The organism is Paenibacillus aceris (assembly GCF_017874035.1).
GTDB classification, from domain to species: domain Bacteria; phylum Bacillota; class Bacilli; order Paenibacillales; family NBRC-103111; genus Paenibacillus_E; species Paenibacillus_E aceris.
This window is the reverse complement of record NZ_JAGGKV010000001.1, coordinates 435,294-459,975: the sequence shown is the minus strand read 5'-3', so window position 1 is coordinate 459,975 and position 24,682 is coordinate 435,294. Positions and strand designations below refer to the sequence as shown.

Here is a 24,682-nt window from a genome sequence, read left to right as displayed (position 1 = left end):
TACAGGTTCTTGAGTGAAAATAGCTAGCCGTACACGGATGATTCCTGATATAGATGTACGTATCTGCTGTTTTAATTAGGGTGGTACCGCGAGTTAAGTCTTCTCGTCCCTTGTGGATAAGAAGGCTTTTTTTGTATGCTCACATGAAAAAGGAGATGGATGAACATGTCGATTTTGAAGGATTTGGAGTTTCGTGGGTTGCTTCATCAAATTACAGACCGCGAGGGCTTGGACAAGAAGCTAAGCGAAGAGCGGGTCGTGCTGTATTGCGGGTTTGATCCGACTGCGGACAGCTTGCACATCGGCAGCTTGCTGCCTATTTTAACATTGAGACGCTTCCAATTGGCTGGTCACATTCCTCTTGCGCTCGTAGGGGGAGGCACAGGGTTGATTGGTGACCCTAGCGGTAAAGCCAACGAGAGAACGCTCAATGGGCCAGAAACGGTGGAAGCATGGTCTCAAAGCATTAAAGGGCAGTTGTCCAGGTTTTTGGACTTTTCAACGAATATTGAAAATAGTGCAGAGCTTGTCAACAACTATGACTGGCTCGGATCGCTGAATGTCATCGAATTCCTGCGAGATGTAGGTAAAAACTTTACGGTTAACTACATGCTTGCGAAGGATTCCGTCGATTCGAGGATCACAAAAGGAATTTCTTTTACTGAATTCAGTTACATGATCCTGCAATCCTATGATTTCTTAAAGCTGAACGAGACCAAAAATTGTTCCTTACAAATTGGCGGTAGCGACCAATGGGGGAATATTACAGCCGGTCTTGAGCTTATTGGAAAAACAACTGAAAGCAGAGCCTACGGCGTAACTTTACCGCTTGTGACCAAAAGTGACGGACAAAAGTTCGGGAAAACAGAAGGCGGAGCCATTTGGCTGGATGCAAATAAAACGTCTCCTTATCAGTTCTACCAATTTTGGCTAGGTACAGCCGATAACGATGTTATCCGTTTCTTGAAGTATTTCACGTTTATCAGCCACGAGGAAATCGAACGTCTTGAAGTCGAAGTCCAAACGCAGCCTGAGAAGCGAGAAGCACAGAAATTGCTTGCCCGCGAAGTGACCAAGCTAGTACATGGGGGAGAAGCTTTGGAAAGCGCCCTTAACATTACAGCGGCTTTATTCAGCGGCAACATTCAGGAGCTTACGCGCAAGGAGATTGAAGAAGCCTTTAAGGATGTTCCGTCATCGACATTAGAACAAGAGGATATGGCTTTGATCGATCTGCTAATCTCGGTAGGTGCGGCACCGTCCAAACGCCAAGCTCGTCAAGATATTGAAAGCGGGGCAGTGACGGTTAACGGCGTTAAAGTAACGGACCTTGATGCCATTGCCAAAGATTTAGGCAGGCTCGGTGAATCATACCTCGTTATTCGCCGCGGTAAAAAGAACTACTACCTGGCGCAGTTTAAATAAACATAAAAATAAACCCCTTAGGGAATTCCCTAAGGGGTTTGCTTTTATTAACGGCTGTAGAACTCGACGATTTGTTTCTCGTCAATTTCTTGAGGAAGCTCAGCGCGCTCTGGCAAACGGATGTATTTGCCTTCTACTGCTGCATCATTGAACTCAAGGTAAGTTGGCAGGTGGTTACGGTTAGCAAGAGCTTCTTTCACAGCGGAAAGACCTTTGCTTCTTTCGCGAAGGGCGATAACGTCACCTGTAGATACGATGTAAGAAGCGATATCTACTTTTTTGCCATTTACAGTTACGTGACCGTGAGAAACGAGTTGACGCGCGCCTGCACGGGAGTTGGAAAGACCAAGACGGTAAACCAAGTTGTCCAAACGGCTCTCAAGCAAGATCATGAAGTTCTCACCGGCGATACCTTTAAGTTTGGAAGCTTTGTCGAACAAGTTGCGGAATTGCTTCTCGTTCAAGCCGTACATGTGACGAAGTTTTTGTTTTTCATTTAATTGAACGCCGTAGCCGCTCATTTTTTTACGTTGTCCTGGGCCATGTTGACCTGGAGGGAATGGGCGTTTCATGTCTTTGCCGTTACCGCTCAAAGAAATACCTACGCGGCGGCTTAATTTAAACTTAGGTCCTGTATAACGTGACATTTAGGAAAAACTCCTTCTTTTAACAAATAGTTTAGTAGATAGCATCTAGATGTCAGGGTGAAGACAAGTGCCTGGTTTTGCTTGCGAATCATAATGTGATTCCCTGACAAGAGTAGTTCAGCCGCTGTCTTGGCAGGAGCAAAAGCAGTGAGGGTGATCACAAATGGCATTCACCGAAATCATGGTGTTACTCGACTTCTAATTTTATTAAAAAGCAGAGCATGTGTCAAGTCTCAATCCAGCGGGAGGGATTGAAAATGTCGTGCAATAAAGGCGGAAAAATAGTATGATAATGAAGGTAACATTTAGCATGGATCAATAGGACTATAGTTTGTTAGTGAGGAGAGCCTATGAGTGAATCACTTCGTAGTATGAAACAACACAGCCCGGCAGAGCACTTCGAAGAGTTTCTTCGGCAAGGACTTGTTCTTTCTAGCAACTTTTCCTATGAGAAGTTCGATTCTCATCAAGCGCTTCAGGATGCTTTTGAGTATTGGGTTTATCAATTTGGACAAGCGATGCTACCGCCTCAAACCGCGCTGCTATGCGTAAATACGGATCTTCGAGTCATCAATGGCTGCTTGAATAAGGCTCCTTTTATTAAAGAACTCTCCCAAATAGGTGTGTCTTGGAGTCAAGCGGATCGAGAGGACAACCCTCTGGCCAGGTGTGCAGAATTTCCGAAATTGCATGTGATGACAGGCGGAGAAATGAACATTTCGGGATGGAAGCCTACGACAGCTGTTGCAATTCCGGTCTTAGATCCGAAGGAACAACCAGTTGCATATTTGGGACTATTTTCCCAATTACATAGAGAGACAGACATGCTTATCCAGCTGCTCTACACATTATCTATTTCATTTCATAGTTGTGTGCAAAGTATTGAAGACCGCCGTAGATATGATCATTTGCTCCTGCAACATCAACAAAGGGAGCTTGATTTTAAGAAACATGATATTTTGTTTGAGGCGTCTAAGAAACTTCATGCGAAGATTGATGTGGATTCGGTGTTGACTGAAGCTATTGAATGTATGTACAGGGTATATCCGCATATTCAAGTGGATTTATTGCTTTCGCAAGATAATGATTCAACGAATTTGTCGGTGAAGCCTCTGAATTTTCAACGAATTGAGAATGACATCTGTACGCGTGCATTTATGGAAAGTACCGTCGTTTTTGAACCGACAAAAGGCAGTGAAGGGCCAAGCACGGGGAAAGTTGCGGCACCGTTATCCGGCAAGCAGGGCGTTTACGGAGTTTTATATATGCAGTTTGAGCATGATTTGATTCATGCTTCAGATTTGCAATTTATTTCGCTGCTGGCGGATACAGCGGGTTCAGCATTTGAAAATGCGAAATTGTATGAGCAGTCCAACCTCATGATTAATGAGCTTCGTCTGATTAATGAAATCACCAAACAGCTCAATCAGAGTTTGCGGTTGAATGAAATTTTCAATGCGGCATCAAGGGAGCTTTTAAGTATTTTTGGTGCCGATTACAGTTGCATTTTGCAAAAGGATCCAGTTTCAGACAAGTTAATTGTGCGAGCTACGAATTTGGCATCTCTGTTTAATGAGACTTTTATTACCGGTCAAGGGTTTTCCGGTCTTATATATAAGACTAAAGAACCTATTATTATCTCCGACTACTTGACAAACAATAAGGTTACCTCGAGGTTGATGCAGTTGACTAATGCCAGATCGCTAATCGGTTCGCCAATTCTTGTGAACGGTCGTGTAGAAGGCGTCATTTTGGTCGTGCATAGCAAACCTAATTTCTTTTCGTATGATAACTATAAATTGCTGCAGGTGCTTTCCGGGCATATTGGCCTTGCCATGACGAATGCCTCGCTGCATGCTGAAGTGAAACGAATGGTCATCACGGACAATTTAACCGGCCTATATGCCCGTCATTATTTGGATGAACAAGCAAATTTGTTACAAAAGAAAGATTTCTGCGGCTCGCTGATTGTTGTAGATATCGATAATTTCAAGCGAATTAATGATACGCATGGCCATCAAATTGGCGATAAAATATTGATTCAAGTCAGTCAAATTATTAAGTCCTGTATTCGGGAAAGCGACATCGCGGCAAGATGGGGTGGGGAAGAGCTGGCCGTGTACTTGCCTCAAGTTGCCAAAGATCAGACAATTCGCATTGCCGAACGCATACGTACGAGAGTACTTAGTGAAACAAGTCCGCAAGTTACCGTTTCATGCGGTGTTTCGGATTGGAATTGGGAAGAGGATAAGATTAGCGTCGAGTCCTTGTTCTATCGGGCGGATATGGCGTTATATCAAGCTAAAAACAGCGGGCGCAACCAAATTAAAATTGGCTAGTTCTTAACGCAAATCACTTGTCCATCGACAGGTGGTTTTTCTTTTTCATACAATTAAGAATAAAGGGCAGAATAGCTTCTAGAAGGGCATAGATTTGCCCTACTTTTCTCTTCCTGAACCAACGGTTACATGTTACAATGGTTTGGTTAAGGGAAGGATGGTCGAAATTTGTCAGTGGCTAACAGAAAGCGGATACTTTCAATTCTTGTTATTTTGATTTTACTCGTTTGCTTGATTTACTTTTTCTTCTTTAACCCCATAGGCATTAAACTTGCTCACAGCAATATGCGGCAGCTATCTGATCATTTGAAGGATCTTGGTTGGCCGGGCAAAATCATTGGCATGGCCTTGATATTTGCTCAAACCTTTTTTCCTTTTATTCCGTTTGTGCTTGTGGCCGGGACGAATGTTGCTATTTTTGGGATTAAAGTTGGATTTCTCGTGAACTATGTCATGTCTTGCTTAGGAGCAATCGCCTCTTTTTATTTTGCTCGTTATTATGGACATGCTTGGGTCGAGAAGAAGCTAGAACGATTTCCGCTTGTTACTCAGTTCAGCCGCCGCATGGAGCAGCGTGGATTTTTGTATGTGTTTTTAGGCAGATTAATTCCGATTTTACCGTCATCGGCGGTTAATTTTGCTGCAGGGCTGACAAGAATACGCTTTACTCATTTTCTATGGGGAACCCTGCTTGGGAAACTGCCAATCGTTTTTCTAGAATCGATGATTGCCCACGATTTATTTCATTTTCACAAATATAAAGGAAGACTACTCTTTCTGCTCGGTATTTTAATCGTTTTGATTTTTATTGGAAATGGTGTAAAGCGGATGCTGGCCGCCAAAGCGAAGTAATTTGTTGGAGAATGAAGGAAATTTTCTAGTTGCGCTTTGTCACCTATCCAAGTTATCATATAGAAAGCAAGGCGACCAATTCATATGCAAACAAATGGAGGAATGAAATATGCCAAGTGCTAATAACGCCGCAATTGTTGAAATTTCACAAACAGCTAATAAATTTAGATCATCCATCGTTCTCCAATATGATAATAAGTATATCGATGTGAAAAGTATTTTGGGGTTGTTCACAACTCTACTTAGCTCCAGCAAGTATGATTTGCATGTTCATGGTCCAGATGAGCAAGAAGCGAAAGTCGCTATGGCGGAAGTTTTCGCTAAGCACGATCTAGGAGTTAATGTCGTAGAAGACTAGTTTAATGCCTAAAGAAGGTACTCTCAGAATCTCTGAGGGTACCTTCTCTTGTATATTGGAGCAATTTCGCTTAATATAGATACATATAAGGACGGATGACTATGCGTATAGGGGGAAGTGGAATGTCTTCATCTGATCTGTTGTTGGACATGAATCAAAAAGCGCTCAATCTTCTTCAAGAAGATGCAGATAAAATCGAAAAGCTGATCGAAGTACAAATGGAAAATTTGACAACGCGTCAATGTCCTTTGTATGAAGAGGTTCTAGATACGCAAATGTACGGTCTGTCTAGAGAAATTGATTTTGCTATTCGTGCGGGACTTATTTCGGAATTGCCGGGCAAACAAATTCTCAGTAAGCTTGAACGTAACCTTGCTCAGCTATATGAAGCGCTGAATAACAAAAAGTAACCCGTTAACTGGGTTACTTTTTTTGTTATTCCTATGTAGTTGTTGAGGCTTAATCGACACTAGACTAAGAAGAATACAACACCTAAGATGATGTAGACCACTAGAAGCAGGAGACCCTCAAACCAATTGGTTGAGCCATCTTGTGTGATTGACTTGGTAATAAAGACCGCGACCCCGATAGCGGCAATCTCATAGGTCGTGAACACGATATTCATTGGCGTTCCGCTTATGAAGAAGCTGATCAACACCAGTACCGGCGCTACGAAAAGGGCAATTTGCAAGGAGCTGCCAATTGCGATTTCGACAGCTGCGCCCATTTTGTTTTTCATCGCCATCATGACGGCGGCGCTATGCTCCGCAGCATTACCGATAATCGCTACGAGGAAGGCACCTACAAACAGCTCGGAGAATCCGAACTTATGGGTAACTTCTTCTAATGTACCAACCAACCATTCACTGGTGAATGCAACCATGACAGTGGAAAGCACTAAGAAGAGGATGGAAGTTGACTTGGACCAGGCAGCTTCGCCATGCTCAATGGCTTCATCGGCAAGCACATTTTTGTGAGTAACCATGGAAAATAAAAGCCAGAGCAGGTAAGCGGCAATGAGTAAAATCGCAACAATCATGCTCATTGTGGATGTCTCTTTGGTTGTTAAGCCTCCTGTGAAAATCGCTGGAATGAACAGCGCCACAACTCCCAGAATCATCAAGGATGAATTGTGGGAAGCCAATTTTACATTAAACGTTTGCTCTTTGAATTTGAGTCCTCCGGCAAAAATGCTGAGCCCCAGCACAAGCAATAGATTACCAATGATGGCCCCGGTGAGACTGGCCTTGACGATATCGTACAAGCCGTCCTTCACAAGGAAGATGGCAATAATTAACTCGGCTGCGTTGCCGAATGTGGCGTTAAGAAATCCGCCTACCCGTTCGCCAGCGTAGTGGGCAACACTTTCCGTTGCTTTCCCCAAGAAACCGGCGACAAAAATAATGGCGATACAGGCAATAACGAACTGCAGCGTTGAGTTCAGATGCATATAGTGTGCAATTCCTGTTAATACAAAAGAAATGATTAAACCTGCATTAAACAATTTACCTTTCAATGTACACCCTCCGACTCCTAATTTATTGGTACTTTTTTACTTCTTTTTACTATACCCACTTTAACAGTTAAAGTAAATTTAGTTTGGACATTTGCGGCAGTTCTTGCTTTCATCTATTGAACTTATTACAATAGATTTATACCAGAGTGGAAAGATTTAGATCTCCGCTCAAAGATCATTATATTAGGAGTTGATCCATATGTCCGAAGACAATCAAACCGGTTTAATTCGTATTTCTGATGATGTTGTATCCACTATTGCAGGTCTCGCGGCTCTTGAAACAGCTGGCATAGCAGGAATGTCAGGTGGCATTTCGGAAGGCTTAGCTAAGCGTCTAAGCGGCAAGAATGTACAGCGAGGCGTATCGGTAGAGGTAGGTCAAGTGGAAGCAGCCATCGATTTACGCGTTATCGTCAATTACGGTTCCCGTATTCAGGATGTATGCAGGGATCTCCAGGAGAATGTAAGGGAAGCTGTTGAAAATATGACAGGCTTAACTGTAGTTGAAGTGAACGTTAAAGTAGAAGGTGTCGCTTTTAGAGAAGAAGATATCGACGATCCTCATCGTGTCAAATAAAAAGAAGACCCAATCGAGTTTGCAGTCGATTAGGGTCTTTTTTTCTGCGTAGAAGCAGTGGATGGTTCCTTATGTGATTGTTCCCGGGAAATTCCAAGTACGATACCCATACTTATCAGCGAGACCATCATGGATGATCCGCCTGCTGAGATGAAAGGGAGCGTTACCCCCGTAAGTGGAATTGTTCCGGTGACGCCGCCGATATTAATGAAGGCTTGAATGGCGAACATGACCATGATTCCAACGCCGCATAACATGCCAAATATGTCAGGACAGCGAACGGCAATCAGGAGACCTCGCCAAATGAAAATCAGATAAATAAGAAGGAAAAGAGCGCTCCCAATAAATCCAAGTTCTTCGCCAATAATGGCAAAAATGAAATCGTTGTGCGCTTCCGGCAAATAGTGCAGTTTCTGAATGCCTTGTCCGAACCCAGCACCGGCGAATCCGCCATGGCCAAAAGCATACAAGGATTGTACGACCTGCAAGCCCGTGCCTTGCGGATCTGCGAATGGATCCATGAATGAAGTTAACCGGTGAATCCGATAATTACCGTCGGTATTCCCTAGCAGCAAATATAAGGCTAGCCCCAAACAAGCAAGGACTGCGGTGACAGTCCCAATAGCGAAAATGTGCTTTAAATTGGAGCCTCCGACCATGATGACAATCACGGAACAGACGAGAAGGATCATACATGAGCCAAAATCGGGTTGCATGAGGATTAACCCACAAACAAAAGCTACAACCACAATGGCAGGGAGAAGGCCTTTTTTGAAACTTCGGAACTTTTCATCCTTGTTGCTTATTAGCGATGCTAAATAAAGGATAACGATCAATTTGGCGAATTCTGTCGGTTGAATTCCGTATCGTCCAAGCGTATACCAACTGCTAGCACCGTTAGCTTTACTTGTAAAGATAACAAATATCAAACCTAATACAACGCAAAAGAACGCGGGGATGACCAGTTTTTTCAGCTTCGTGTAGTGGACATTCATGCAGAACAGCATGCCTACAACACCGATACCAACAGCAATTAACTGTTTACGCGTAAAAAGCCAAGGGTCGTCCCATCGATATGCGCTCGTCATCGAGCTTGCACTGAACACCATCGCCAAACCGAAGCACACCAGTAGAAAGGTTAAAAATAGCAGCAGAAAATCCGGCGTTCCTCTTCGAGGTGGATTCATGCTGTATCCTCGCCTAATCTGCTAACAATTGCTTCAACTGATCCAATTTTTGCTTGGAAAGTTTAAGCACCGAATCAGGAATAGGTGAATCGTAATCCAAGCCGTGAGGGAATGTTTCTCTGCCTATGTATGCATCTTCTAGAAACAAAATGGCATAAGGAGATTCCAGTTTGCCGGATTCTACGCGTGCATTAACACGTAAAAAGTACACGGATTTACTTGCTTTATCTTCCATTTTGAAATCGTAAGTAGCACGAGTGTATTCCCACTGCCAGCGCACGAAACCAAGTTTCGTCGTTACTTCATCCAGATGAGCCAGATCGCTTTTTAAGCCTTTTAGGCCAGTTGCTTCAATAATCACTAATAACGCCTCCATATTGTACGTATGCATTCTTTATTCATGATAGTATGTTTCCAAAGGTTCTGCAAGTCGATAGCTGAGTCTAATTTCTAATATTTGATGGCACTTGGAGATGAAACTACAGCATTATTTTGGTAGAATAGGTTCAATAACAATGCTTAATGAGAAATACCAAGATATAAGGATGAGCGGAGGATTATTCTATGTTCGAATTTAAAGAGGACTTGCAAGCCATTTATGAAGAAATGGTTACCTGGAGGCGCTACTTGCATCAAAACCCTGAGCTCTCTTTTCATGAATATCGGACGGCTGAATTTATAGCGAATCATCTTCACAGTTGGGATATTGAAGTTCGTCAAGGCGTCGGGGGAGGCGGAGTCGTTGGACTGCTTCGCGGGAGCGGAGAGGGACCTACGGTTGCTCTACGGGCTGATATGGATGCCCTTCCTATCCAAGACGAGAAGAATTGTGCGTATGCTTCGCTTACATCAGGGGTTATGCATGCTTGCGGCCACGATGCCCACACATCAACGCTGCTTGGAATAGCGAAGGTAGCAAGTCAACATCGGGCTGAATTGAAAGGAAATCTGGTTTTCCTGTTCCAGCATGCTGAAGAAATCACCCCTGGAGGCGCGGATTCCATGATTCAAGACGGGGCTCTCGATGGTGTTGACGCCGTATTTGGCGTTCATTTATGGACCCCCTTCCCTGTAGGTCATGTATACTCCAAAGCGGGTCCCTTAATGGCAGCGCCGGACGAATTTACCATCCAGATTCAAGGAAAGGGCGGACACGGCGGACTGCCTCATCAAACGATCGACAGCATCTACGTCGCCTCGCAGTTAGTTGTGAATCTACAATCGATTGTAAGCCGCCAGGTAGATCCGATTGAACCTTGTGTCGTCAGCGTTGGCTCTTTCCACGGAGGAACCAGCTTTAATGTTATTGCAGAAACGAGCGTCCTTAACGGCACAGTACGGACTTTTAACGCGGAACTCAGACAAGAGGTGAAGCAGCGCATCGAGCGAATGGTTCAATCCACCTGCGAGATGTTCGGAGCTGCCTGTGAAATTGAATATAAGATGGGCTATCCAACCGTTGTAAATGACGTTAATGAAGCTCAGAGATTCTTTAAAATAGGCGCAGCCTTATTCGGTGCAGAAGCTACTCATGAATCTCCGCTTATTATGGCCGGAGAGGACTTCTCTTATTATTTGCACCATCGACCAGGATGTTACATGTTCGTAGGGGCCGGCAATGTGGAGGCGGGCATTATTCATCCGCATCACCATCCCAAATTTGATATCGACGAGAAGTCAATGTTGAATGCAGCCAATTTGCTGCTAGGAATGGCTTTGGATTATATGGCATGAATGTCATCCTTCCTTTGGAGAATGCTATGTCTGTAAGACAACTCTGAGGAGGGATAGTGGACATGGCAGGTAAAACGGTTAGAGATATTATGAGTAAAGATTGCGTGACTGTTACTTTGCAGGATAATGTATACGAAATCGCTCTGAAAATGAAACAGCACGATATCGGATTCGTTGCCGTCGTTGACGGTAATAAACTCATAGGCGTTGTGACCGACCGAGACCTGGTTGTTCGAGGTTACGCGGAAAAACATTCAGGTTCTACGGCTGTTGATAAGGTCATAACGAAAGATATTGCTACTATAGATCCCAATACTTCGATTGATGAGGCGGCCAAAATAATGGCCAAAAATCAAATCAGGCGGCTGCCGGTTGTTGAAAACGGCGATCTTGTCGGAATCGTAGCCATTGGCGATCTGGCCGTGCGTGGAAGCTTCGAAGATGAAGCCGGTCAGGCACTCAGCAAAATCTCATCGGATAAAACGCCGGTCGGCGCAAGATAAAAGGCGTATAGCGAAATCTTTCTCCTATTAAAGGGGAAAGATTTCTTTTTATTTCCAATACTAAAAACGATCTTTACTAGCCATATGCGATAAGCGATAATGGGAGCGAAGCAGGCAAGAGAGGGGTTATCATCTTAGAATGGACAGAATGGAAGACGTTGATAAATTTGGTTTGTTTATCCTGAGTGAAAGTTGGCAGTGCATTTATGTAAACGATTTCGCTGCAGAAATATTAAATAGAACCCCGGAAGCTTTAGTAGGTAAAAACGTTTGGGTCGAATTCCCGGCAGCCATGCGCAATGCCTGTTATGAACAGTTTCACAAAGCAGTTCGAAGCGGAGAAGAAGTTCATTTTGAGGAATACGTAAAGTCAACGAATCAATGGTTAAGCGTAAGTGCTTTTCCTTTTGGAGGAAATTTACAAATTGCTTTGCGAAAACTGGAGTTTGCGGAAATAAGTTTTTTTGAGGACTATAATTACTATTATAAATTTATTGAACATACGCAAGATCTGATCACACTGACGTCGAAAGCTGGTATTTTTCGATTTGTATCCCCTGCCGTAACACGCCTTTTAGGGTATGAGGTAGAAGAATTTATCGGTATCAACATTATGACCTACTGCCATCCTGAGGATATAGAAGCAATGCGAAAGACATTTACGGAGGAGCTTTCCTCCGAAACAGCGCAAGGCATGCTCACTTGCCGTTTCCTTCATAAAAGGGGTGGGTATATTTGGTTTGAGAAAAGCTACAAATGGATGCTCACTGAAGAGGGCGAGCGAAGCCGCAAAATTTGTATATGGCGTGATATTACGGAACGCAAGCAAATCGAAGCCGAACTCAAGAGAAGTAAAGCGAATCTGGAAATTGCGCAAGAAATCGCGGGACTTGCTCATTACGATTGGGATGTGATCCGAGATGAGCTGTTCTGGTCCGACGAATTGTTTACCAAGCTGCAACTCCCGCGGGAATCGTTTAATAATCGAATCGAGGGATTCATGCAATACGTGCATCCCGATGAAATTGAGAGAGTGAAACAAAGCGTTCGTGATGTGCTTCAGATAGGATCGTTGGATCTGACATTCCGGATGGTTGTTGGCGAGCAGGATGTGCATATTATTCATACATTGGCGAAAACAACCTATGATCAATGGGGGAGACCGCTGCGCGTCTTCGGAATCGTGCAGGACATCACGCTACAGAAACAAACGGAGGAACTTCTCCGTAAAACAGAAAAATTGAAGGTTGCCGGACAGCTGGCTGCAGGCATTGCTCATGAGATTCGCAACCCGCTCACAGCGCTCAAGGGATTTGCCAAGCTCATGTGTCATGCGAACGAAGAAAGCAAGCAACGCTACTATCAGATCATGAAGGAAGAGTTTAACCGGATCGAGTTGATTCTGGGCGAGCTCCTTATCCTTGCTAAACCGCAGGTCGTAGATTACCGTCCCTATGATACGATAGCGATCTTGAACGAAGTGATAGAACTGCTGAATACCCAAGCCATTATGAACAATGTATTGATCGAAATTGAATTTGAATCCGGTTTGCCTTACGTAAAATGCGAGCGAAATCAATTGAAGCAGGTCTTCGTCAACGTCATCAAAAATGCCATTGAAGCGATGCCTGCGGGAGGAAGCTTGCAAGTCTCGGCACGAATGATGACGAATGGCGTAGCTTACGTTTTCGTCGATCAGGGGCTTGGCATTTCTGAGGAGCGGCTGCCGCGCATCGGGGAACCCTTTTACACAACGAAGGAGAAAGGAACAGGTCTCGGTTTGATGGTTAGTTTTGCAATAATTGATGAACATCAAGGGCATATTGAATATCAAAGCAAGGTTGGAGTGGGCACAACGGTGCTAATTGAACTGCCAGCCTGCTCCTGAGTCATCGGACCGGAAAACCGGTCCTTTTTACATGGGTGAATTGCGCATCTGTCAAAGTTCGCAATAAGGTAGTCAATCTGCGACAAGATGCGGAACGCTAAATATGCTACATTGGTAACGTGTTCAATCATTGTGAATCTGACAGGAAAAAGGTGAGTACATATGGAGAAGGTTAGGATTGGTATTATTGGTCTGGGCAACATGGGAACCGGACATGCCAAATATTTGGTGAACAACGAGGTAAAAGGCGCCGAGTTAACGGCTATATGCGAGTTCAGAGCGGATCGTTTGGAATGGGCGAAAGAAAACTTGGGTGAAGGCATCCAATTATTCGACAATCTTGATACATTCCTGAACTCAGGCGTTATTGATAGTGTACTGATTGCAACTCCGCACTATGACCATCCTGAAGTAGCGATCAAAGCATTTAAAGCTGGACTCCATGTATTGTGCGAGAAGCCGGCGGGTGTATACACGAAACAAGTTCGACAAATGAATGAAGCTGCACAAGCATCAGGCAAAGTATTCAGCATGATGTACAATCAGCGTACTAATCCTTTATATAAAAAGTTGAAAGATCTGGTTTCCTCCGGTGAGCTTGGCGAAATCCGTAGAACGAACTGGATTATTACAAACTGGTACAGATCCCAAAGCTATTACGATTCAGGCGGCTGGCGTGCAACTTGGGCTGGTGAAGGCGGAGGCGTTCTTATTAATCAGGATCCGCATCAACTTGACTTGTGGCAGTGGACGATCGATATGATGCCGAAACGCGTTCGTGCGTTCTGTTATTTCGGTAAACACCGCAATATCGAAGTTGAGGATGATGTTACAGCATTCGTTGAGTACGAGAACGGCGCGACAGGGCTGTTCGTTACAACGACAGGCGAAGCTCCTGGAACGAACCGCTTTGAGATTTCCGGGGATCGCGGCAAAATTGTGATTGAAGATGGCAAGCTGACATTCTGGCGTTTACGTGTTTCCGAAAGAGAATTTAACGAAACATTTAAAGGCGGATTTGGTCAACCGGAATGCTGGAAAATCGATATCCCTATCGAAGGCAAGGAAACAAGCCACAAGGGGATTACTCAAAACTTTGTAGATGCGATCCTGCATGGAACTCCGCTCGTTGCACCAGGGGAAGAAGGCATCAAAGGCTTAATGCTTTCCAATGCGATGCTGTTATCCACATGGACGGACAACTGGGTTGATCTGCCGATTGACGAAGAGCTTTTCGAACAGCATTTGCAAGATAAAATCAAAAATTCCACCGTTAACAAAGAAGCTGGATTTACGACATTTGATGTTTCCGCCTCAAGATAGTTCATTATCGATCCATATAGACTAATTGACCCTTCCATATAATGGGGAAATCGTGGAGGAATTCGGATATGCAAAAAAGCGATGGAATGAATTATGCACCAAAAGGAAAGCCGAATATTGTCGTTCAAAAAGGTGAGTTCGTTTTCGCAGCTATTGCTCTAGATCATGGTCATATCTACGGGATGTGCAATGGCCTCCTGGAAGCTGGCGCGGAGCTGAAATGGGTCTATGACCAAGATCCGGCGAAGGTTGCGGCTTTCATTGCGAAATATCCACAGGCGAAAGCGGCTTCTTCGGAGCAAGAAATTTTTGACGACGCGGAAGTCAAACTTATCGCTGCAGCTGCAGTTCCGTCAGAGCGCGGAGCGTTAGGCATCCGGGCGATGGAGAACGGCAAAGACTACTTTACGGACAAAACACCATTCACCTCGTTGGATCAGCTAGCCGCTGCCAAAGCGAAGGTGGAAGAGACGGGCCGCAAATATGCCGTTTACTTCAGTGAACGTTTGCATGTAGAGAGCGCTGTGTTTGCCGGACAATTGATTGAAGAGGGTGCTATCGGCCGGGTTGTTCAGGTGATTGGTCTTGGACCGCACCGTCTTGGGGCATCTGGCAGACCGGATTGGTTTTTCAAAAAAGATAAGTATGGCGGCATTTTGTGCGATATCGGCTCCCATCAGATCGAACAATTTCTGCATTACGCAGGATGTAAGGACGCAACCGTTGTAAGCAGTAAAGTAGCGAACTATCATGCGAAGGATTATCCAGAGCTGGAGGATTTCGGTGACGCTACTTTGGTTGGGGACAATGGGGCAACCAACTATTTCCGTGTGGACTGGCTGACACCGAGCGGTCTGGGAACATGGGGCGACGGACGCACGCTGATCCTTGGGACGGAAGGATATATCGAACTCCGTAAATATATTGACATCGCACGCGATCCGCAAGGAGATCAGTTGTATTTGGTCAATCAACAAGGTGAGAAGCACTACAGCCTTCATGGTCAAGTAGGATTTCCTTTCTTTGGCCAGTTGATCCTTGATTGTATCCATCGGACAGAGAATGCCATGACACAGGCACATACGTTCAAAGCAGCAGAGCTTTGCTTGCTTGCTCAGGAAAAAGCAATTCGCGTTGAATAAAATTTTCATCATTCGGGTAGTCTGGCGATCGTCGCCAGGCTGCCCGTTTTTGCGTTTTCATGAATAAAACGGACGGGGCAACTAGGTTTAAATCCCATGCTTTCCTTTCATACTAGAGAGAAAGGAGGTGGCACGCCAATGAATGGAGATCCTACCCGTCCTCTGATTGTTCAGAGTGATTTGTCTGTCTTGTTGGAAACGCATCATCCTAAATTTGAGTCCGTTCGTGGGACTTTATCCCGTTTTGCGGATCTTATCAAAAGCCCTGAGCATCTCCACACGTATCGAATTACGCCGCTCTCGCTTTGGAATGCAACAGCAGCCGGCATGCCCGTGGAACAAATGTCCGCTTGCTTGCAGCAACATGCGAAATTCGGTGTTCCTTCCTCCGTACTCAGCAGCATTCGGAAATATGCGAACCGATACGGGATTCTGCGCATGGAAAACGTCGGAAAAGAGCTCTACCTTGTCAGCGACGACACAGTGATATTGAAAGAAATTCGTGCGTATGATTCACTAAAAAAATATTTAGAAGACACCCGCGGCGAGCGGGCTATTGCCATTTCACCGGCATTTCGCGGCTTGTTGAAGCAGGAACTGATCAAGCTGGGTTATCCGGTTGAAGATTTAGCTGCCTACCGCAGCGGTGAATTTCTCCCGATCCAACTGCGGAGCGAAGAAACGGTAGAAGAGCCTTTTCAATTGCGCGACTATCAAAAGAGTGCCGTTGATGCGTTTCATCGCATCGGAGAAGGAGGAAGCGGTGTGCTTGTGCTTCCGTGCGGAGCCGGAAAAACAGTGATTGGCATCGCCGCGATGGCAAGGTGCAGCTGCGCTACGTTGATTCTTACGTCGAATGTCACATCTGTGAAGCAGTGGAAGCGTGAAATTTTAAGCAAAACAGGCCTGGGAGAAGATCAAGTTGGCGAATATAACGGGACAAGCAAGGAAGTCCGGCCAATCACAATCGCAACGTACCAAATCCTAACGCATCGCGGGAAAAAGGGAGACGATTTCGCTCATATGCGGTTGTTCAGCGAAAGAGAATGGGGACTCATCATTTATGATGAGGTGCATCTGCTGCCTGCTCCCGTTTTTCGGGCAACGGCGGACATTCAAGCGACTCGCAGACTTGGTTTAACCGCTACGTTAATAAGGGAAGACGGCCGAGAGGAAGATGTGTTCTCCTTGGTTGGGCCGAAGAAATTCGATATGGCTTGGAAGGAACTGGAGTCGAAAGGCTGGATAGCAAAGGTAACCTGCCAAGAAGTGCGGGTTCATCTCTCTGAGAGCGATCGCGACCGCTATGGAGCCTCTGGGGCCAGAGCGCAGTTCAGGATTGCCGGCGAAAATACAGCCAAACAAGAAGTGATTGACCACCTGCTGCGGCTTCATCCCCATGAACCAACACTTATTATCGGTCAATATATTGATCAGTTGGAACGAATTGCAGCCCATACCGGTGCACCGATGATTAGCGGTTCGATGGCGTATGAACTGCGGGAGGACTTGTATGAACGATTCAAAAAAGGGCAATTACCGCTGCTAATCGTCTCCAAAGTGGCCAATTTTGCAGTGGATTTGCCGGATGCCGCGGTAGCTATCCAGGTGTCGGGCAGCTACGGCTCACGTCAAGAAGAAGCGCAGCGGCTGGGGCGTATTCTTCGCCCGAAGAGCAGCGGCTCCAACGCTGCCGTATTTTATTCGATCATCAGCGAGGATACGAAGGAGCAGGATTTTGCCATGAAGCGCCAGCTGTTTTTGGTGGAACAAGGCTATGAATACTGCATTACAAGGTGGAGTCCTGAGGCGAAAGAACGAAAAGGAGAAAAGCATGAGGTATGAACACGTAATTAATAGAATGCCTGAACCTTTAAAGAAGCTTATTTCTAACCAAGCTTGGTGCTCCCCTTATATCAAAGAGGGGGTTTCCTTGCCTGATCTGCTGACGAATCGAAAATATCTCATAAGACTGCTATCTCATCTGTCTGTTGATGAAAAAAATACACTTCGACTTATTCTTTCTGCATTCGGCTGCGAATCGTTCACGAGCGATGCGCTTGAAAAGCAAGCAGGCCTTCGCATGGCCGGTGCACAAGTTGCTATAGGCCTCATAGGCCTTAGAAGGGCAGGCATTATTGCCGCTTTTCGAAAAGCATGGGGAGAGCAGCTTTTTGTGCTGCCTGAGGATGCTTTTGACAGCTGGCAAGCCCTTCTTTTCCCCTCCGTTACACGAATGACGGCCGTTGAAAAGGAAAGTTCGCTAGAACTGCTGCCTGCTGGAGCTACCGCCATGAACGGCACAGATCAGGAAACCGCTCAGGTTCATGCGAGAGGTCTCGCACAGCAGCTATTTCATTTTCTTGTGGCATGTTCGCAGCAGCCTTCACTTCCTTTAACGAATAAAGGGACTTTACATAAAAAGCAGCTCTCAAAGCTAACCCAGCACCTCTCAATGCCGGGGGATTTGCTGCGCTCCTCGGGGATTACGTATGCTTTCAGAGATCAATATGATGACGGGACTGTATTCATGCTCGAATTGGCAATTCGGATGGGCTTCCTTTCGGGGAATGGCGAAGAGCTCATCTTCAACAAGGAAGCTTGGATGTCGTGGCTTCAAGGTCCCTACGACTGGCAGCAGGGGCAGTTATACCGCGTTTGGCGTCAGCTGCTGCTTCCGGCACCTGTGTGGCTTCAGCATGGCTTAGCGTGGACGGAGAGGGCTCAGACGGGGCAGTGGTATCAGGTAGACGATATTACGAAGGGGATTTTGGAATGCTGCTCTCTAAAAAGTCAGGTGAATGAAGCGGAGTCGCTTCGTGAGTCATTGCTGTCGGCCTGGATTCTCCCGCTGTCAATTTTCCGGTTTGCGGAGCTCGCCGCCGATGAACATGGCGGCGTCTGGTTTCGGTGGCTAGTTTCACCGCGAGGCGAAAACGGTACATATTCGGAGAGCGAGCTCAGCGCGGGCCGCGCAAACTCAATGGAACAGCAAGCAAAGGTTCCTTCGCTTTATGTGCAGCCTGATTTTGAAATACTTTTGCTTCCGGATGCAGCGCTTCGTACGGAATGGGACATCGCTTCATTCGCTGACCTTAAGCAGACGGATCATGTGCGCACCTATCACGTAACGAAAGAAAGCTTTTATCGTGCCTGGGAAGCGGGGAATAGTAGTGAAGAGATCATCCGGATGCTGCAAGAGAATGCGTATTATGACGTTCCTGAGCCTGTAATTCTGACTTTGCGTCAATGGGGAGAGCAGGCGGGAAAGGTGCATTTTGAAGAGGTAACGCTGCTTCGCTGCCGATCCAGCGAAATTGCGGACGCCTTGCTCAGAAACGAAAAATGCCAGCCATTTCTTAGGGATCGTGTCGGCGACGCGGATTTTATCGTACCCAAAGTTCAGCTGATTCCCCTTACGAAGTGTTTAGAGAATATGGGCTATAGCCCCAAAAGCAGCCGTAAAAACGTGCCTGATCCCGCTGCCAATTCCGGGAGCACTTTGGAATATCAGACACCTGGCTTATGTTATTCCAGGGATTCTATTCAGCTTTATGAGATGGATGCGGGGCTGCCTGAGCAGGGGGATTTGTATCCGGATATGGGAACTATTCCGATAAGCTGGCTTCAAGATTTCCGGTCATATCACGGCTCTACGCGCAAAGAAATGATTCGTAAGGCGATTGAATGGAAAAGCTGCCTGCAGCTGCGCAAAGAAGGGCAGAGCCGCGTTATTATTCCTCGAAATTTGCGGGAAGAACGGTCTGGTTGGATCCTGGAAGGCTTGGAAGAGCATCAGGAGATTTCGTTGTCCGGTGAGGACTGGGAGGAAATGAAACTCATTTTGCCGGGCATTAATGACGAGGGTGTCTACAAATCGGTCTGAAGAGAAAAGGAAGAAACTCTGGAGGAACTGTGGTATAGTAGAGATGTTGAATACTCTTTAAGAGGAAGGAAGTTGAACATAGGTATGTTACAGACAATGGAAGCAGAAACGATTGATATGTCGGCCGTTCTTATGCAGGCCTATGACATGGGTGACATGATTAATTCCTCTGCTGAAGTGGCAGATTATTTATATTGGAAGAACGCTGTAGAGAACAGTGCGGAAGTGAAAGAGCTGAAAGCCGTCTTCGCCCGAAAGAAAGATGCTTTCGAGGAATGCGAGCGCTTTGGGCACTATCATCCAAGCTATCATGAAGCTCTGGCTGCAGTGAACGACATTCAGGACAAGCTGCATAGCGTTGAGGCGGTGCGCAAATTTAAAGAGGCGGAGGATCGGTTGGACGACTTGCTATTCACGGTATCCACAACGATCGCTCACGCTGTTTCTGAATCTATTAAAGTTCCAAGCAATAACCCGCTCCCAACCGGTAAAGGATGTTCCTCCGGCGGGAGCTGCAGCGGCAATTGCGGTTAATTCATGCTACAACTGGAAATCGGGGCGGATGATTCCGACCTCGGTTCCTTGCCAGTTATGAACGGTTGGCGTATGAAAAGCGGCAAGCTCGCCCACTTCGGCTGCCGTAAGCAGATTAAGTTGTTTCAGCGCTTCGATTACAGCGGGATACAGCGCTCGCTGATTTCCGTCTTCAATCTTCAGTACGAAGCCTAATCCCTTATCTGGGACTGTTAATGCGAAAATACCTTCAGCTCCCATCTTGCCGATAATCCGGCCTTGTGTCACTTTGATTAATTGCGTGTCAAAGCGATCGTTGCCTGCAAGGAATTGAGGATATTTTTGCACCGCGGCGACGATTCTCTGGCAAGCGTTTGCACGGACCGTTGGGAGTCCTTCCGGGCTTCCCAATCGTGCGAAAGCAAGAGCCAAATGAGGAATCGGCATGCCGAACACAGGCACTCCGCAGCCGTCGATGCCGAGTTCCATTTGCGATTTTGGGATGTCGGACATGGCGCACACCGCGTCCAGCATGAGCTGCTGCACAGGATGCTGAAGGCTCATGTACGTATCTGGCGACGCGCCGAGATGCGCACAAAGCGCCAGCATGCCGGAATGCTTGCCCGAGCAGTTGTTGTGCAGCGTGGTCGGCGCTTCACCCCTTTCGCGCATCGCTTGCGCGGTCGGCGCGTGATACGGTTCATGCGCACCGCACTGCAGGTGCTCATGATGGAACCCGAGCTTGCCGAGAATGCCTCGGGCAGCGCTCACGTGCTCAGCTTCCCCATTGTGGGAAGCGCAGCACAAAGCAATTTCGGCATCTCCGAGGCCGAAATGATCAGCCGCGCCGGATTCAATTACCGGCAGCGCTTGAATGAGCTTCGCCGTCGAACGGGCGAAGGTAAGGAATTGCGGGTCGCCTGCTCCGTGCAACAGCGCCCCTTGGGTGTTAACAACCGCAAGGTGAACGCGGTGGATACTTTCCGTTATGCTTCCGCGGTACACGCGGACAATGGTGTTAGAAGGCTTCATGTAGTGGTATCACTCCATAACTAGTATTATTGAAAAGAGGTAGCAATCATGATGATTGAGCGCAGCGGGTTAATCATTTGGGTCAACGATATCAAAGCCGCCAGAAATTTGGAACGGTTCGGATCACTTCATTACATATCCAAGAAAATGAATTATGCAGTTCTTTATATACATGCCAATAAAGTTGAGGAGACGACTCGCAGCTTACTTAAGCTGCCGTATGTCAAAAAAGTCGAGAAGTCCTACCGCAACGAAATCAAAACCGAATACAGTAGTGATGTGCCGGACAAAACTAGATTTTACACCCTTTGAGGCTGCAGTGCAAAACGAAAGCTTCGCAAGAAGCTTTTTTTATTTTTTGAATTTTTAGATAATAAGCATTTTTTCAAGATTTCACAAATATTTATTAATAATTTTATATATTCTTCCATGGGAAAAAAAGTTATAATCAAGTAAACTATAACTTACATACAAGTATGGAATAGGTACACGGTCTCATTTTAGTAGGAAAGGGGTTGTGATCATGAAAGACAAGGTAATGGGGAGATGGAGTACTTATGAACCATTCTTCGTGCAGCTGGGTGATAAGAAAGTGGCGGATGTCGTGATCACGAATCATGCTAAGCTGAGATGGAGTGATCGTGTTTCCAGCGAAAACAATTCACTTGAAGAGATTTGTGCTTTTCTATGGGAAAAGCTTAAAAATGATAGCATCGTCCCTTATTATCGCAATGAAGAAGACGTCTATCTGATCGATGACGACCTCGTTGTCGTTGCCGAGTTTTCTCAATTGGAGCATGAAACCGATCTCGTGGGCAATCCGCTGCACAAAATGATCATCGTCACCTTCCTCGGGCGAATGTCCGAAACGATGGAACTCCGCGATTTGAAATCATATTATTCTTGGCTTAGACACTCGCGGCGCATGACGTTGATCAAGAACAGCCGTAAGCGTCGCTAACCGAATAATGGGCTAGGTAAAGAGCGTGTCCATCGTGGCATGCTCTTTTTTATGTCTGAATGGACTGTCTGCGTTCAATTTCATATAATGGTAGCAAAGAGAGGCGGGTTTTCATGGCACTTAATTTTCATCAACTCCATATTTTTTATACCGTTGCGGAGAAAGGCAGCTTCTCACATGCAGCAGGAGCCCTACATATGACGCAGCCAGCCGTTACGATGCAGGTTCAATCCCTTGAGGATTATTTCGGCGTGAAGCTATTTCACCGCAGCACGAAGAAGATTGAGCTCTCCGAAGCGGGACGGGCACTGATGCCGTTTGCTAAGAACAGCATAGAGCTTATCCGTGAAACGGATGTTGCAATGTCCAAATTCACCAAAATGATTGAAGGACGGCTGCAGCTGGGTGCGAGCTTAACGATGGGTGAATACATATTGCCACGCCTTCTGGGTCCATTTAGCAAGGACTACCCTAACATTTCGGTGTCCATGAAGGTGATGAACACAACACAGATTCTCGATGAGGTTCTTGGCCATCAGTTGAACTTCGGATTAGTCGAAGCGCCGATTCATCATCCGGATGTTCATACGGAAGCTATTCTAAGCGACGAGCTTAAGCTTATTGTCCCGGCCGATCATCCGCTGGCGGACATGGACGTCGTCACGCTCGAAGAGGTGCTGAAATATCCGTTTGTTCTTCGTGAGCAAGGCTCTGGGACAAGAAGAGTGATGGAAGAGGAGTTTGCCCGCTGCAACATGGATTGTTCCTCTATGAAGATTGTCATGGAGCTTGGCAGCACAGGTGCTATCAAATCGGCCGTTGAAGCGGGGCTGGGCATATCCATCCTATCGCAGTCTTCCGTCAAGCATGAAGTGACGTTAGGACTGTTTAAAGTGAAGACGATTGAGAACATTAGGTTTGAACGCAGCTTCTATGCTATTTATTTGAATTCTACGCTGCTTCCTATTTCCGCGGTAAGCTTTATGACATTCTTGCGGCAAGAAGATTTGAGCCGTTTCCTTTGAAAAGAGTGATTGTAGTGAAGACAAGGGGGATCAGAAATGACAGCAAAAATGGAAGCGGATTTGCATACACATACAACAGCTTCAGATGGGACGCAGCGGCCTGCTGCTAACGTTCAAATGGCCTACGATGCAGGACTAGGGGCTATTGCCATTACGGATCATGATACCGTTTCAGGGGTTGCTGAAGCGCTTGAGGAAGGTCTCAAGCTCGGGATTGAAGTCGTGCCCGGGGTTGAGATTTCAACGGTTCTTGGCGGACAAGATATACATGTGCTGGGTTATTACATACAAATTGATGACGAGCAGTTTCTGCAGAGATTGGCGTTACTACGCGACACCCGAAATACTCGTAATGACATGATCATTGATAAACTGCAGCAGCTCGGTATGGACATTACGATGGATGACGTACGGAAGGAAGTCGCGAATATTAAACGCAAAGGCGACACCGTTGGAAGACCTCATATCGCTGCGGTACTCTTGAGTAAAGGCTACGTCTCGTCCATCAGCGAGGCATTTGACAAGTATCTGGGCACGGGAGCTGCCGCTTATGCCAACCCGCCTCGCATTCAACCAGAGACGGCCATTCAATGGATTCATGAGGCAGGCGGAAAGGCCGTGCTCGCTCATCCCGGCATTTACCATGATGATGCGCTTGTTGAGGCTATTACGCTGCAAGGGTTAGACGGCATTGAGGTCTACCATTCCGATCACACGCCGGAAGATGAGGCTAAATATCTTGAGCTCGCTCAGCGTACAGGACTGCTTATCACGGCAGGTTCCGATTTCCATGGCGAACGGGGGGGCGTTGTGTTTCACGCACCTATCGGTTCGAAACGAATAGGAATCGACGTGTTACAAAGCCTACAAAAAGCGAAGGAGCAGCGCCCTTGAAGAAGATACGCAAAGCCATTATTCCTGCAGCTGGACTAGGGACGCGATTCCTGCCAGCCACCAAAGCGCAGCCGAAAGAGATGCTGCCGATCGTGGATAAGCCTGCTATTCAATATATCGTGGAAGAAGCGATTGAATCCGGGATTGAGGATATTATTATCGTAACCGGCCGCAACAAGCGTGCGATTGAGGATCATTTTGACAAATCCGTTGAGCTGGAAATGATGCTTGAGGAAAAAGGCAGCACACAATTGCTAAACATTGTGCAGTCCGTTTCCAACCTGGCCGATGTCCATTACATCCGGCAAAAGCAACCTTTAGGGCTCGGACATGCCATCTTGTGCGCACGCAAATTTATTGGAGATGAGCCGTTTGCAGTTCTGTTGGGGGATGATATTCTCCAGTCTTCTCGGCCAGGACTTAAACAAATGATGGACATTTACGAACAGACCGAAACATCCGTTATTGCTGTACAAGAAGTGCCATGGGAAGATGTGAGTAAATACGGGATCGTTTCTCCGGCGATGAACTTCGGCAGCTATCGCTTGATTGAAGATCTTGTTGAGAAGCCTGACCGTGATCAAGCACCTTCGAATTTAGCCGTAATCGGCCGTTACCTCATCATGCCTGAAATATTTGGGATTTTGGAGCGGCAGGAGCCTGGACGAGGCGGGGAAATTCAATTGACGGATGCCCTCCGTGTTCTCAATAGAGAGCAGCAAATGGCTGCTTATTTGATGAAAGCGAACCGCTACGACGTTGGCGACAAGCTGGGATACATTGAAGCGACCATCGAGCTTGCTCTGCAGCGCCCGGATTTGCAGAACCAAGTGAAAGCATATCTTCTAAATTTGACTAAAAAACTGGAATCCGAGTAGGG

The 24,682-nt window shown here is 46.2% G+C and carries 24 protein-coding genes and 1 other annotated feature (1 of these 25 running past the window's edge); of the genes, 19 read left to right on the top strand and 5 right to left on the bottom strand.

The genetic code is table 11. The annotated features are described in order from the left end of the window. Window positions 1-114: a binding site (T-box leader), on the top strand; it begins 163 nt to the left of the window's first position. Window positions 115-165: 51 nt separating this feature from the next. Beyond that, window positions 166-1,425 carry a tyrosine--tRNA ligase gene (tyrS, locus tag J2Z65_RS02250; protein ID WP_167064055.1) on the top strand — a complete coding sequence of 420 codons (1,260 nt, stop codon included), beginning with the start codon at window positions 166-168 and terminating at the stop codon, window positions 1,423-1,425. Window positions 1,426-1,472: 47 nt separating this feature from the next. Here tyrS and rpsD read toward each other — a convergent pair whose 3' ends face one another. Beyond that, on the bottom strand, window positions 1,473-2,072 hold the full coding sequence (gene rpsD / locus J2Z65_RS02245; protein ID WP_127452159.1) for a 30S ribosomal protein S4: 600 nt from the start codon (window positions 2,070-2,072) through the stop codon (window positions 1,473-1,475). Window positions 2,073-2,422: 350 nt separating this feature from the next. On the opposite strand from rpsD, the gene J2Z65_RS02240 reads away from it, so the two are divergent. The 4 genes from J2Z65_RS02240 (at window position 2,423) to J2Z65_RS02225 (ending at window position 6,031) form a co-directional block, all read left to right on the top strand. Continuing rightward, complete coding sequence (locus J2Z65_RS02240; RefSeq protein ID WP_240159900.1) at window positions 2,423-4,411, top strand: sensor domain-containing diguanylate cyclase; 1,989 nt, start codon at window positions 2,423-2,425, stop codon at window positions 4,409-4,411. Window positions 4,412-4,585: 174 nt separating this feature from the next. After that, the gene (locus J2Z65_RS02235) at window positions 4,586-5,263 is read left to right on the top strand and encodes a VTT domain-containing protein (protein WP_205301042.1); all 678 of its coding nucleotides are present in this window, start codon (window positions 4,586-4,588) and stop codon (window positions 5,261-5,263) included. 109 nt (window positions 5,264-5,372) lie between these two features. Continuing rightward, entirely contained in the window at window positions 5,373-5,621 is a 249-nt protein-coding gene (locus J2Z65_RS02230; protein ID WP_127452161.1) for an HPr family phosphocarrier protein, read from the top strand. Window positions 5,622-5,743: 122 nt separating this feature from the next. Further along, window positions 5,744-6,031, top strand: coding sequence for an Fpa/YlaN family protein (locus tag J2Z65_RS02225; RefSeq protein ID WP_167064061.1), 288 nt, complete (start codon window positions 5,744-5,746; stop codon window positions 6,029-6,031). Window positions 6,032-6,090: 59 nt separating this feature from the next. On the opposite strand, the gene cax is transcribed toward J2Z65_RS02225, so the two are convergent. After that, window positions 6,091-7,137, bottom strand: coding sequence for a calcium/proton exchanger (cax, locus tag J2Z65_RS02220; protein WP_167064064.1), 1,047 nt, complete (start codon window positions 7,135-7,137; stop codon window positions 6,091-6,093). 199 nt (window positions 7,138-7,336) lie between these two features. Here cax and J2Z65_RS02215 point away from each other — a divergent pair, with 199 nt between their 5' ends. Beyond that, window positions 7,337-7,714, top strand: coding sequence for an Asp23/Gls24 family envelope stress response protein (locus tag J2Z65_RS02215; RefSeq protein ID WP_167064067.1), 378 nt, complete (start codon window positions 7,337-7,339; stop codon window positions 7,712-7,714). 29 nt (window positions 7,715-7,743) lie between these two features. Here J2Z65_RS02215 and ftsW read toward each other — a convergent pair whose 3' ends face one another. Further along, window positions 7,744-8,901, bottom strand: coding sequence for a putative lipid II flippase FtsW (gene ftsW / locus J2Z65_RS02210; protein ID WP_167064070.1), 1,158 nt, complete (start codon window positions 8,899-8,901; stop codon window positions 7,744-7,746). A gap of 13 nt (window positions 8,902-8,914) precedes the next feature. After that, window positions 8,915-9,262 (bottom strand): YugN family protein, encoded by a 348-nt coding sequence (locus tag J2Z65_RS02205; RefSeq protein WP_167064073.1) that lies wholly within the window; start codon window positions 9,260-9,262, stop codon window positions 8,915-8,917. A 203-nt stretch (window positions 9,263-9,465) separates the two neighbouring features. Here J2Z65_RS02205 and J2Z65_RS02200 point away from each other — a divergent pair, with 203 nt between their 5' ends. The 8 genes from J2Z65_RS02200 to J2Z65_RS02165 all read left to right on the top strand — a co-directional run bounded on the left by J2Z65_RS02200 (window position 9,466) and on the right by J2Z65_RS02165 (window position 19,911). After that, window positions 9,466-10,635 (top strand): amidohydrolase, encoded by a 1,170-nt coding sequence (locus J2Z65_RS02200; protein WP_209855709.1) that lies wholly within the window; start codon window positions 9,466-9,468, stop codon window positions 10,633-10,635. Between the two features lie 62 nt (window positions 10,636-10,697). Beyond that, window positions 10,698-11,138, top strand: coding sequence for a CBS domain-containing protein (locus J2Z65_RS02195; protein ID WP_167064076.1), 441 nt, complete (start codon window positions 10,698-10,700; stop codon window positions 11,136-11,138). 139 nt (window positions 11,139-11,277) lie between these two features. Next, window positions 11,278-13,026, top strand: a complete 1,749-nt coding sequence (locus J2Z65_RS02190; RefSeq protein ID WP_167064079.1) for a PAS domain-containing sensor histidine kinase — start codon at window positions 11,278-11,280, stop codon at window positions 13,024-13,026. Between the two features lie 162 nt (window positions 13,027-13,188). After that, complete coding sequence (locus J2Z65_RS02185; protein ID WP_167064082.1) at window positions 13,189-14,349, top strand: Gfo/Idh/MocA family protein; 1,161 nt, start codon at window positions 13,189-13,191, stop codon at window positions 14,347-14,349. A 68-nt stretch (window positions 14,350-14,417) separates the two neighbouring features. Beyond that, window positions 14,418-15,491 (top strand): Gfo/Idh/MocA family protein, encoded by a 1,074-nt coding sequence (locus tag J2Z65_RS02180; protein WP_167064085.1) that lies wholly within the window; start codon window positions 14,418-14,420, stop codon window positions 15,489-15,491. A 138-nt stretch (window positions 15,492-15,629) separates the two neighbouring features. Continuing rightward, on the top strand, window positions 15,630-17,336 hold the full coding sequence (locus J2Z65_RS02175) for a DNA repair helicase XPB (protein ID WP_167064088.1): 1,707 nt from the start codon (window positions 15,630-15,632) through the stop codon (window positions 17,334-17,336). Further along, complete coding sequence (locus J2Z65_RS02170; RefSeq protein ID WP_167064091.1) at window positions 17,326-19,377, top strand: helicase-associated domain-containing protein; 2,052 nt, start codon at window positions 17,326-17,328, stop codon at window positions 19,375-19,377. Before J2Z65_RS02175 ends, J2Z65_RS02170 begins: the two co-directional genes overlap by 11 nt. Window positions 19,378-19,461: 84 nt before the next feature. Continuing rightward, window positions 19,462-19,911 carry a YlbF/YmcA family competence regulator gene (locus J2Z65_RS02165; protein ID WP_167064094.1) on the top strand — a complete coding sequence of 150 codons (450 nt, stop codon included), beginning with the start codon at window positions 19,462-19,464 and terminating at the stop codon, window positions 19,909-19,911. Between the two features lie 6 nt (window positions 19,912-19,917). On the opposite strand, the gene J2Z65_RS02160 is transcribed toward J2Z65_RS02165, so the two are convergent. Then, complete coding sequence (locus J2Z65_RS02160) at window positions 19,918-20,922, bottom strand: asparaginase (protein ID WP_167064097.1); 1,005 nt, start codon at window positions 20,920-20,922, stop codon at window positions 19,918-19,920. Window positions 20,923-20,970: 48 nt separating this feature from the next. On the opposite strand from J2Z65_RS02160, the gene J2Z65_RS02155 reads away from it, so the two are divergent. The 5 genes from J2Z65_RS02155 to galU all read left to right on the top strand — a co-directional run bounded on the left by J2Z65_RS02155 (window position 20,971) and on the right by galU (window position 24,680). Next, the gene (locus tag J2Z65_RS02155) at window positions 20,971-21,234 is read left to right on the top strand and encodes a YlbG family protein (RefSeq protein WP_167064100.1); all 264 of its coding nucleotides are present in this window, start codon (window positions 20,971-20,973) and stop codon (window positions 21,232-21,234) included. A 211-nt stretch (window positions 21,235-21,445) separates the two neighbouring features. Next, window positions 21,446-21,883 carry a hypothetical protein gene (locus J2Z65_RS02150; protein WP_167064103.1) on the top strand — a complete coding sequence of 146 codons (438 nt, stop codon included), beginning with the start codon at window positions 21,446-21,448 and terminating at the stop codon, window positions 21,881-21,883. 113 nt (window positions 21,884-21,996) lie between these two features. Next, a complete protein-coding gene (locus J2Z65_RS02145) occupies window positions 21,997-22,908 on the top strand; it encodes a selenium metabolism-associated LysR family transcriptional regulator (RefSeq protein WP_167064106.1) in 912 nt (303 codons plus the stop codon). A 36-nt stretch (window positions 22,909-22,944) separates the two neighbouring features. Beyond that, complete coding sequence (locus J2Z65_RS02140; protein WP_240159901.1) at window positions 22,945-23,802, top strand: PHP domain-containing protein; 858 nt, start codon at window positions 22,945-22,947, stop codon at window positions 23,800-23,802. Then, complete coding sequence (galU, locus tag J2Z65_RS02135) at window positions 23,799-24,680, top strand: UTP--glucose-1-phosphate uridylyltransferase GalU (protein ID WP_167064109.1); 882 nt, start codon at window positions 23,799-23,801, stop codon at window positions 24,678-24,680. The genes J2Z65_RS02140 and galU overlap by 4 nt, the downstream gene beginning before the upstream one ends. The last annotated feature ends 2 nt before the right edge of the window (window positions 24,681-24,682 follow it).

Coding starts and splice junctions, on each gene's coding strand:
- J2Z65_RS02145 (WP_167064106.1), top strand. CDS start 21,997: ATGGCACTTAATTTTCATCAACTCCATATTTTTTATACCGTTGCGGAG.
- J2Z65_RS02170 (WP_167064091.1), top strand. CDS start 17,326: ATGAGGTATGAACACGTAATTAATAGAATGCCTGAACCTTTAAAGAAG.
- J2Z65_RS02140 (WP_240159901.1), top strand. CDS start 22,945: ATGACAGCAAAAATGGAAGCGGATTTGCATACACATACAACAGCTTCA.
- J2Z65_RS02180 (WP_167064085.1), top strand. CDS start 14,418: ATGCAAAAAAGCGATGGAATGAATTATGCACCAAAAGGAAAGCCGAAT.
- J2Z65_RS02215 (WP_167064067.1), top strand. CDS start 7,337: ATGTCCGAAGACAATCAAACCGGTTTAATTCGTATTTCTGATGATGTT.
- J2Z65_RS02200 (WP_209855709.1), top strand. CDS start 9,466: ATGTTCGAATTTAAAGAGGACTTGCAAGCCATTTATGAAGAAATGGTT.
- rpsD (WP_127452159.1), bottom strand. CDS start 2,072: ATGTCACGTTATACAGGACCTAAGTTTAAATTAAGCCGCCGCGTAGGT.
- J2Z65_RS02190 (WP_167064079.1), top strand. CDS start 11,278: ATGGACAGAATGGAAGACGTTGATAAATTTGGTTTGTTTATCCTGAGT.
- J2Z65_RS02155 (WP_167064100.1), top strand. CDS start 20,971: ATGATGATTGAGCGCAGCGGGTTAATCATTTGGGTCAACGATATCAAA.
- J2Z65_RS02225 (WP_167064061.1), top strand. CDS start 5,744: ATGTCTTCATCTGATCTGTTGTTGGACATGAATCAAAAAGCGCTCAAT.
- J2Z65_RS02230 (WP_127452161.1), top strand. CDS start 5,373: ATGCCAAGTGCTAATAACGCCGCAATTGTTGAAATTTCACAAACAGCT.
- J2Z65_RS02165 (WP_167064094.1), top strand. CDS start 19,462: ATGTTACAGACAATGGAAGCAGAAACGATTGATATGTCGGCCGTTCTT.
- J2Z65_RS02185 (WP_167064082.1), top strand. CDS start 13,189: ATGGAGAAGGTTAGGATTGGTATTATTGGTCTGGGCAACATGGGAACC.
- J2Z65_RS02195 (WP_167064076.1), top strand. CDS start 10,698: ATGGCAGGTAAAACGGTTAGAGATATTATGAGTAAAGATTGCGTGACT.
- J2Z65_RS02240 (WP_240159900.1), top strand. CDS start 2,423: ATGAGTGAATCACTTCGTAGTATGAAACAACACAGCCCGGCAGAGCAC.
- J2Z65_RS02175 (WP_167064088.1), top strand. CDS start 15,630: ATGAATGGAGATCCTACCCGTCCTCTGATTGTTCAGAGTGATTTGTCT.
- ftsW (WP_167064070.1), bottom strand. CDS start 8,901: ATGAATCCACCTCGAAGAGGAACGCCGGATTTTCTGCTGCTATTTTTA.
- J2Z65_RS02160 (WP_167064097.1), bottom strand. CDS start 20,922: ATGAAGCCTTCTAACACCATTGTCCGCGTGTACCGCGGAAGCATAACG.
- tyrS (WP_167064055.1), top strand. CDS start 166: ATGTCGATTTTGAAGGATTTGGAGTTTCGTGGGTTGCTTCATCAAATT.
- J2Z65_RS02150 (WP_167064103.1), top strand. CDS start 21,446: ATGAAAGACAAGGTAATGGGGAGATGGAGTACTTATGAACCATTCTTC.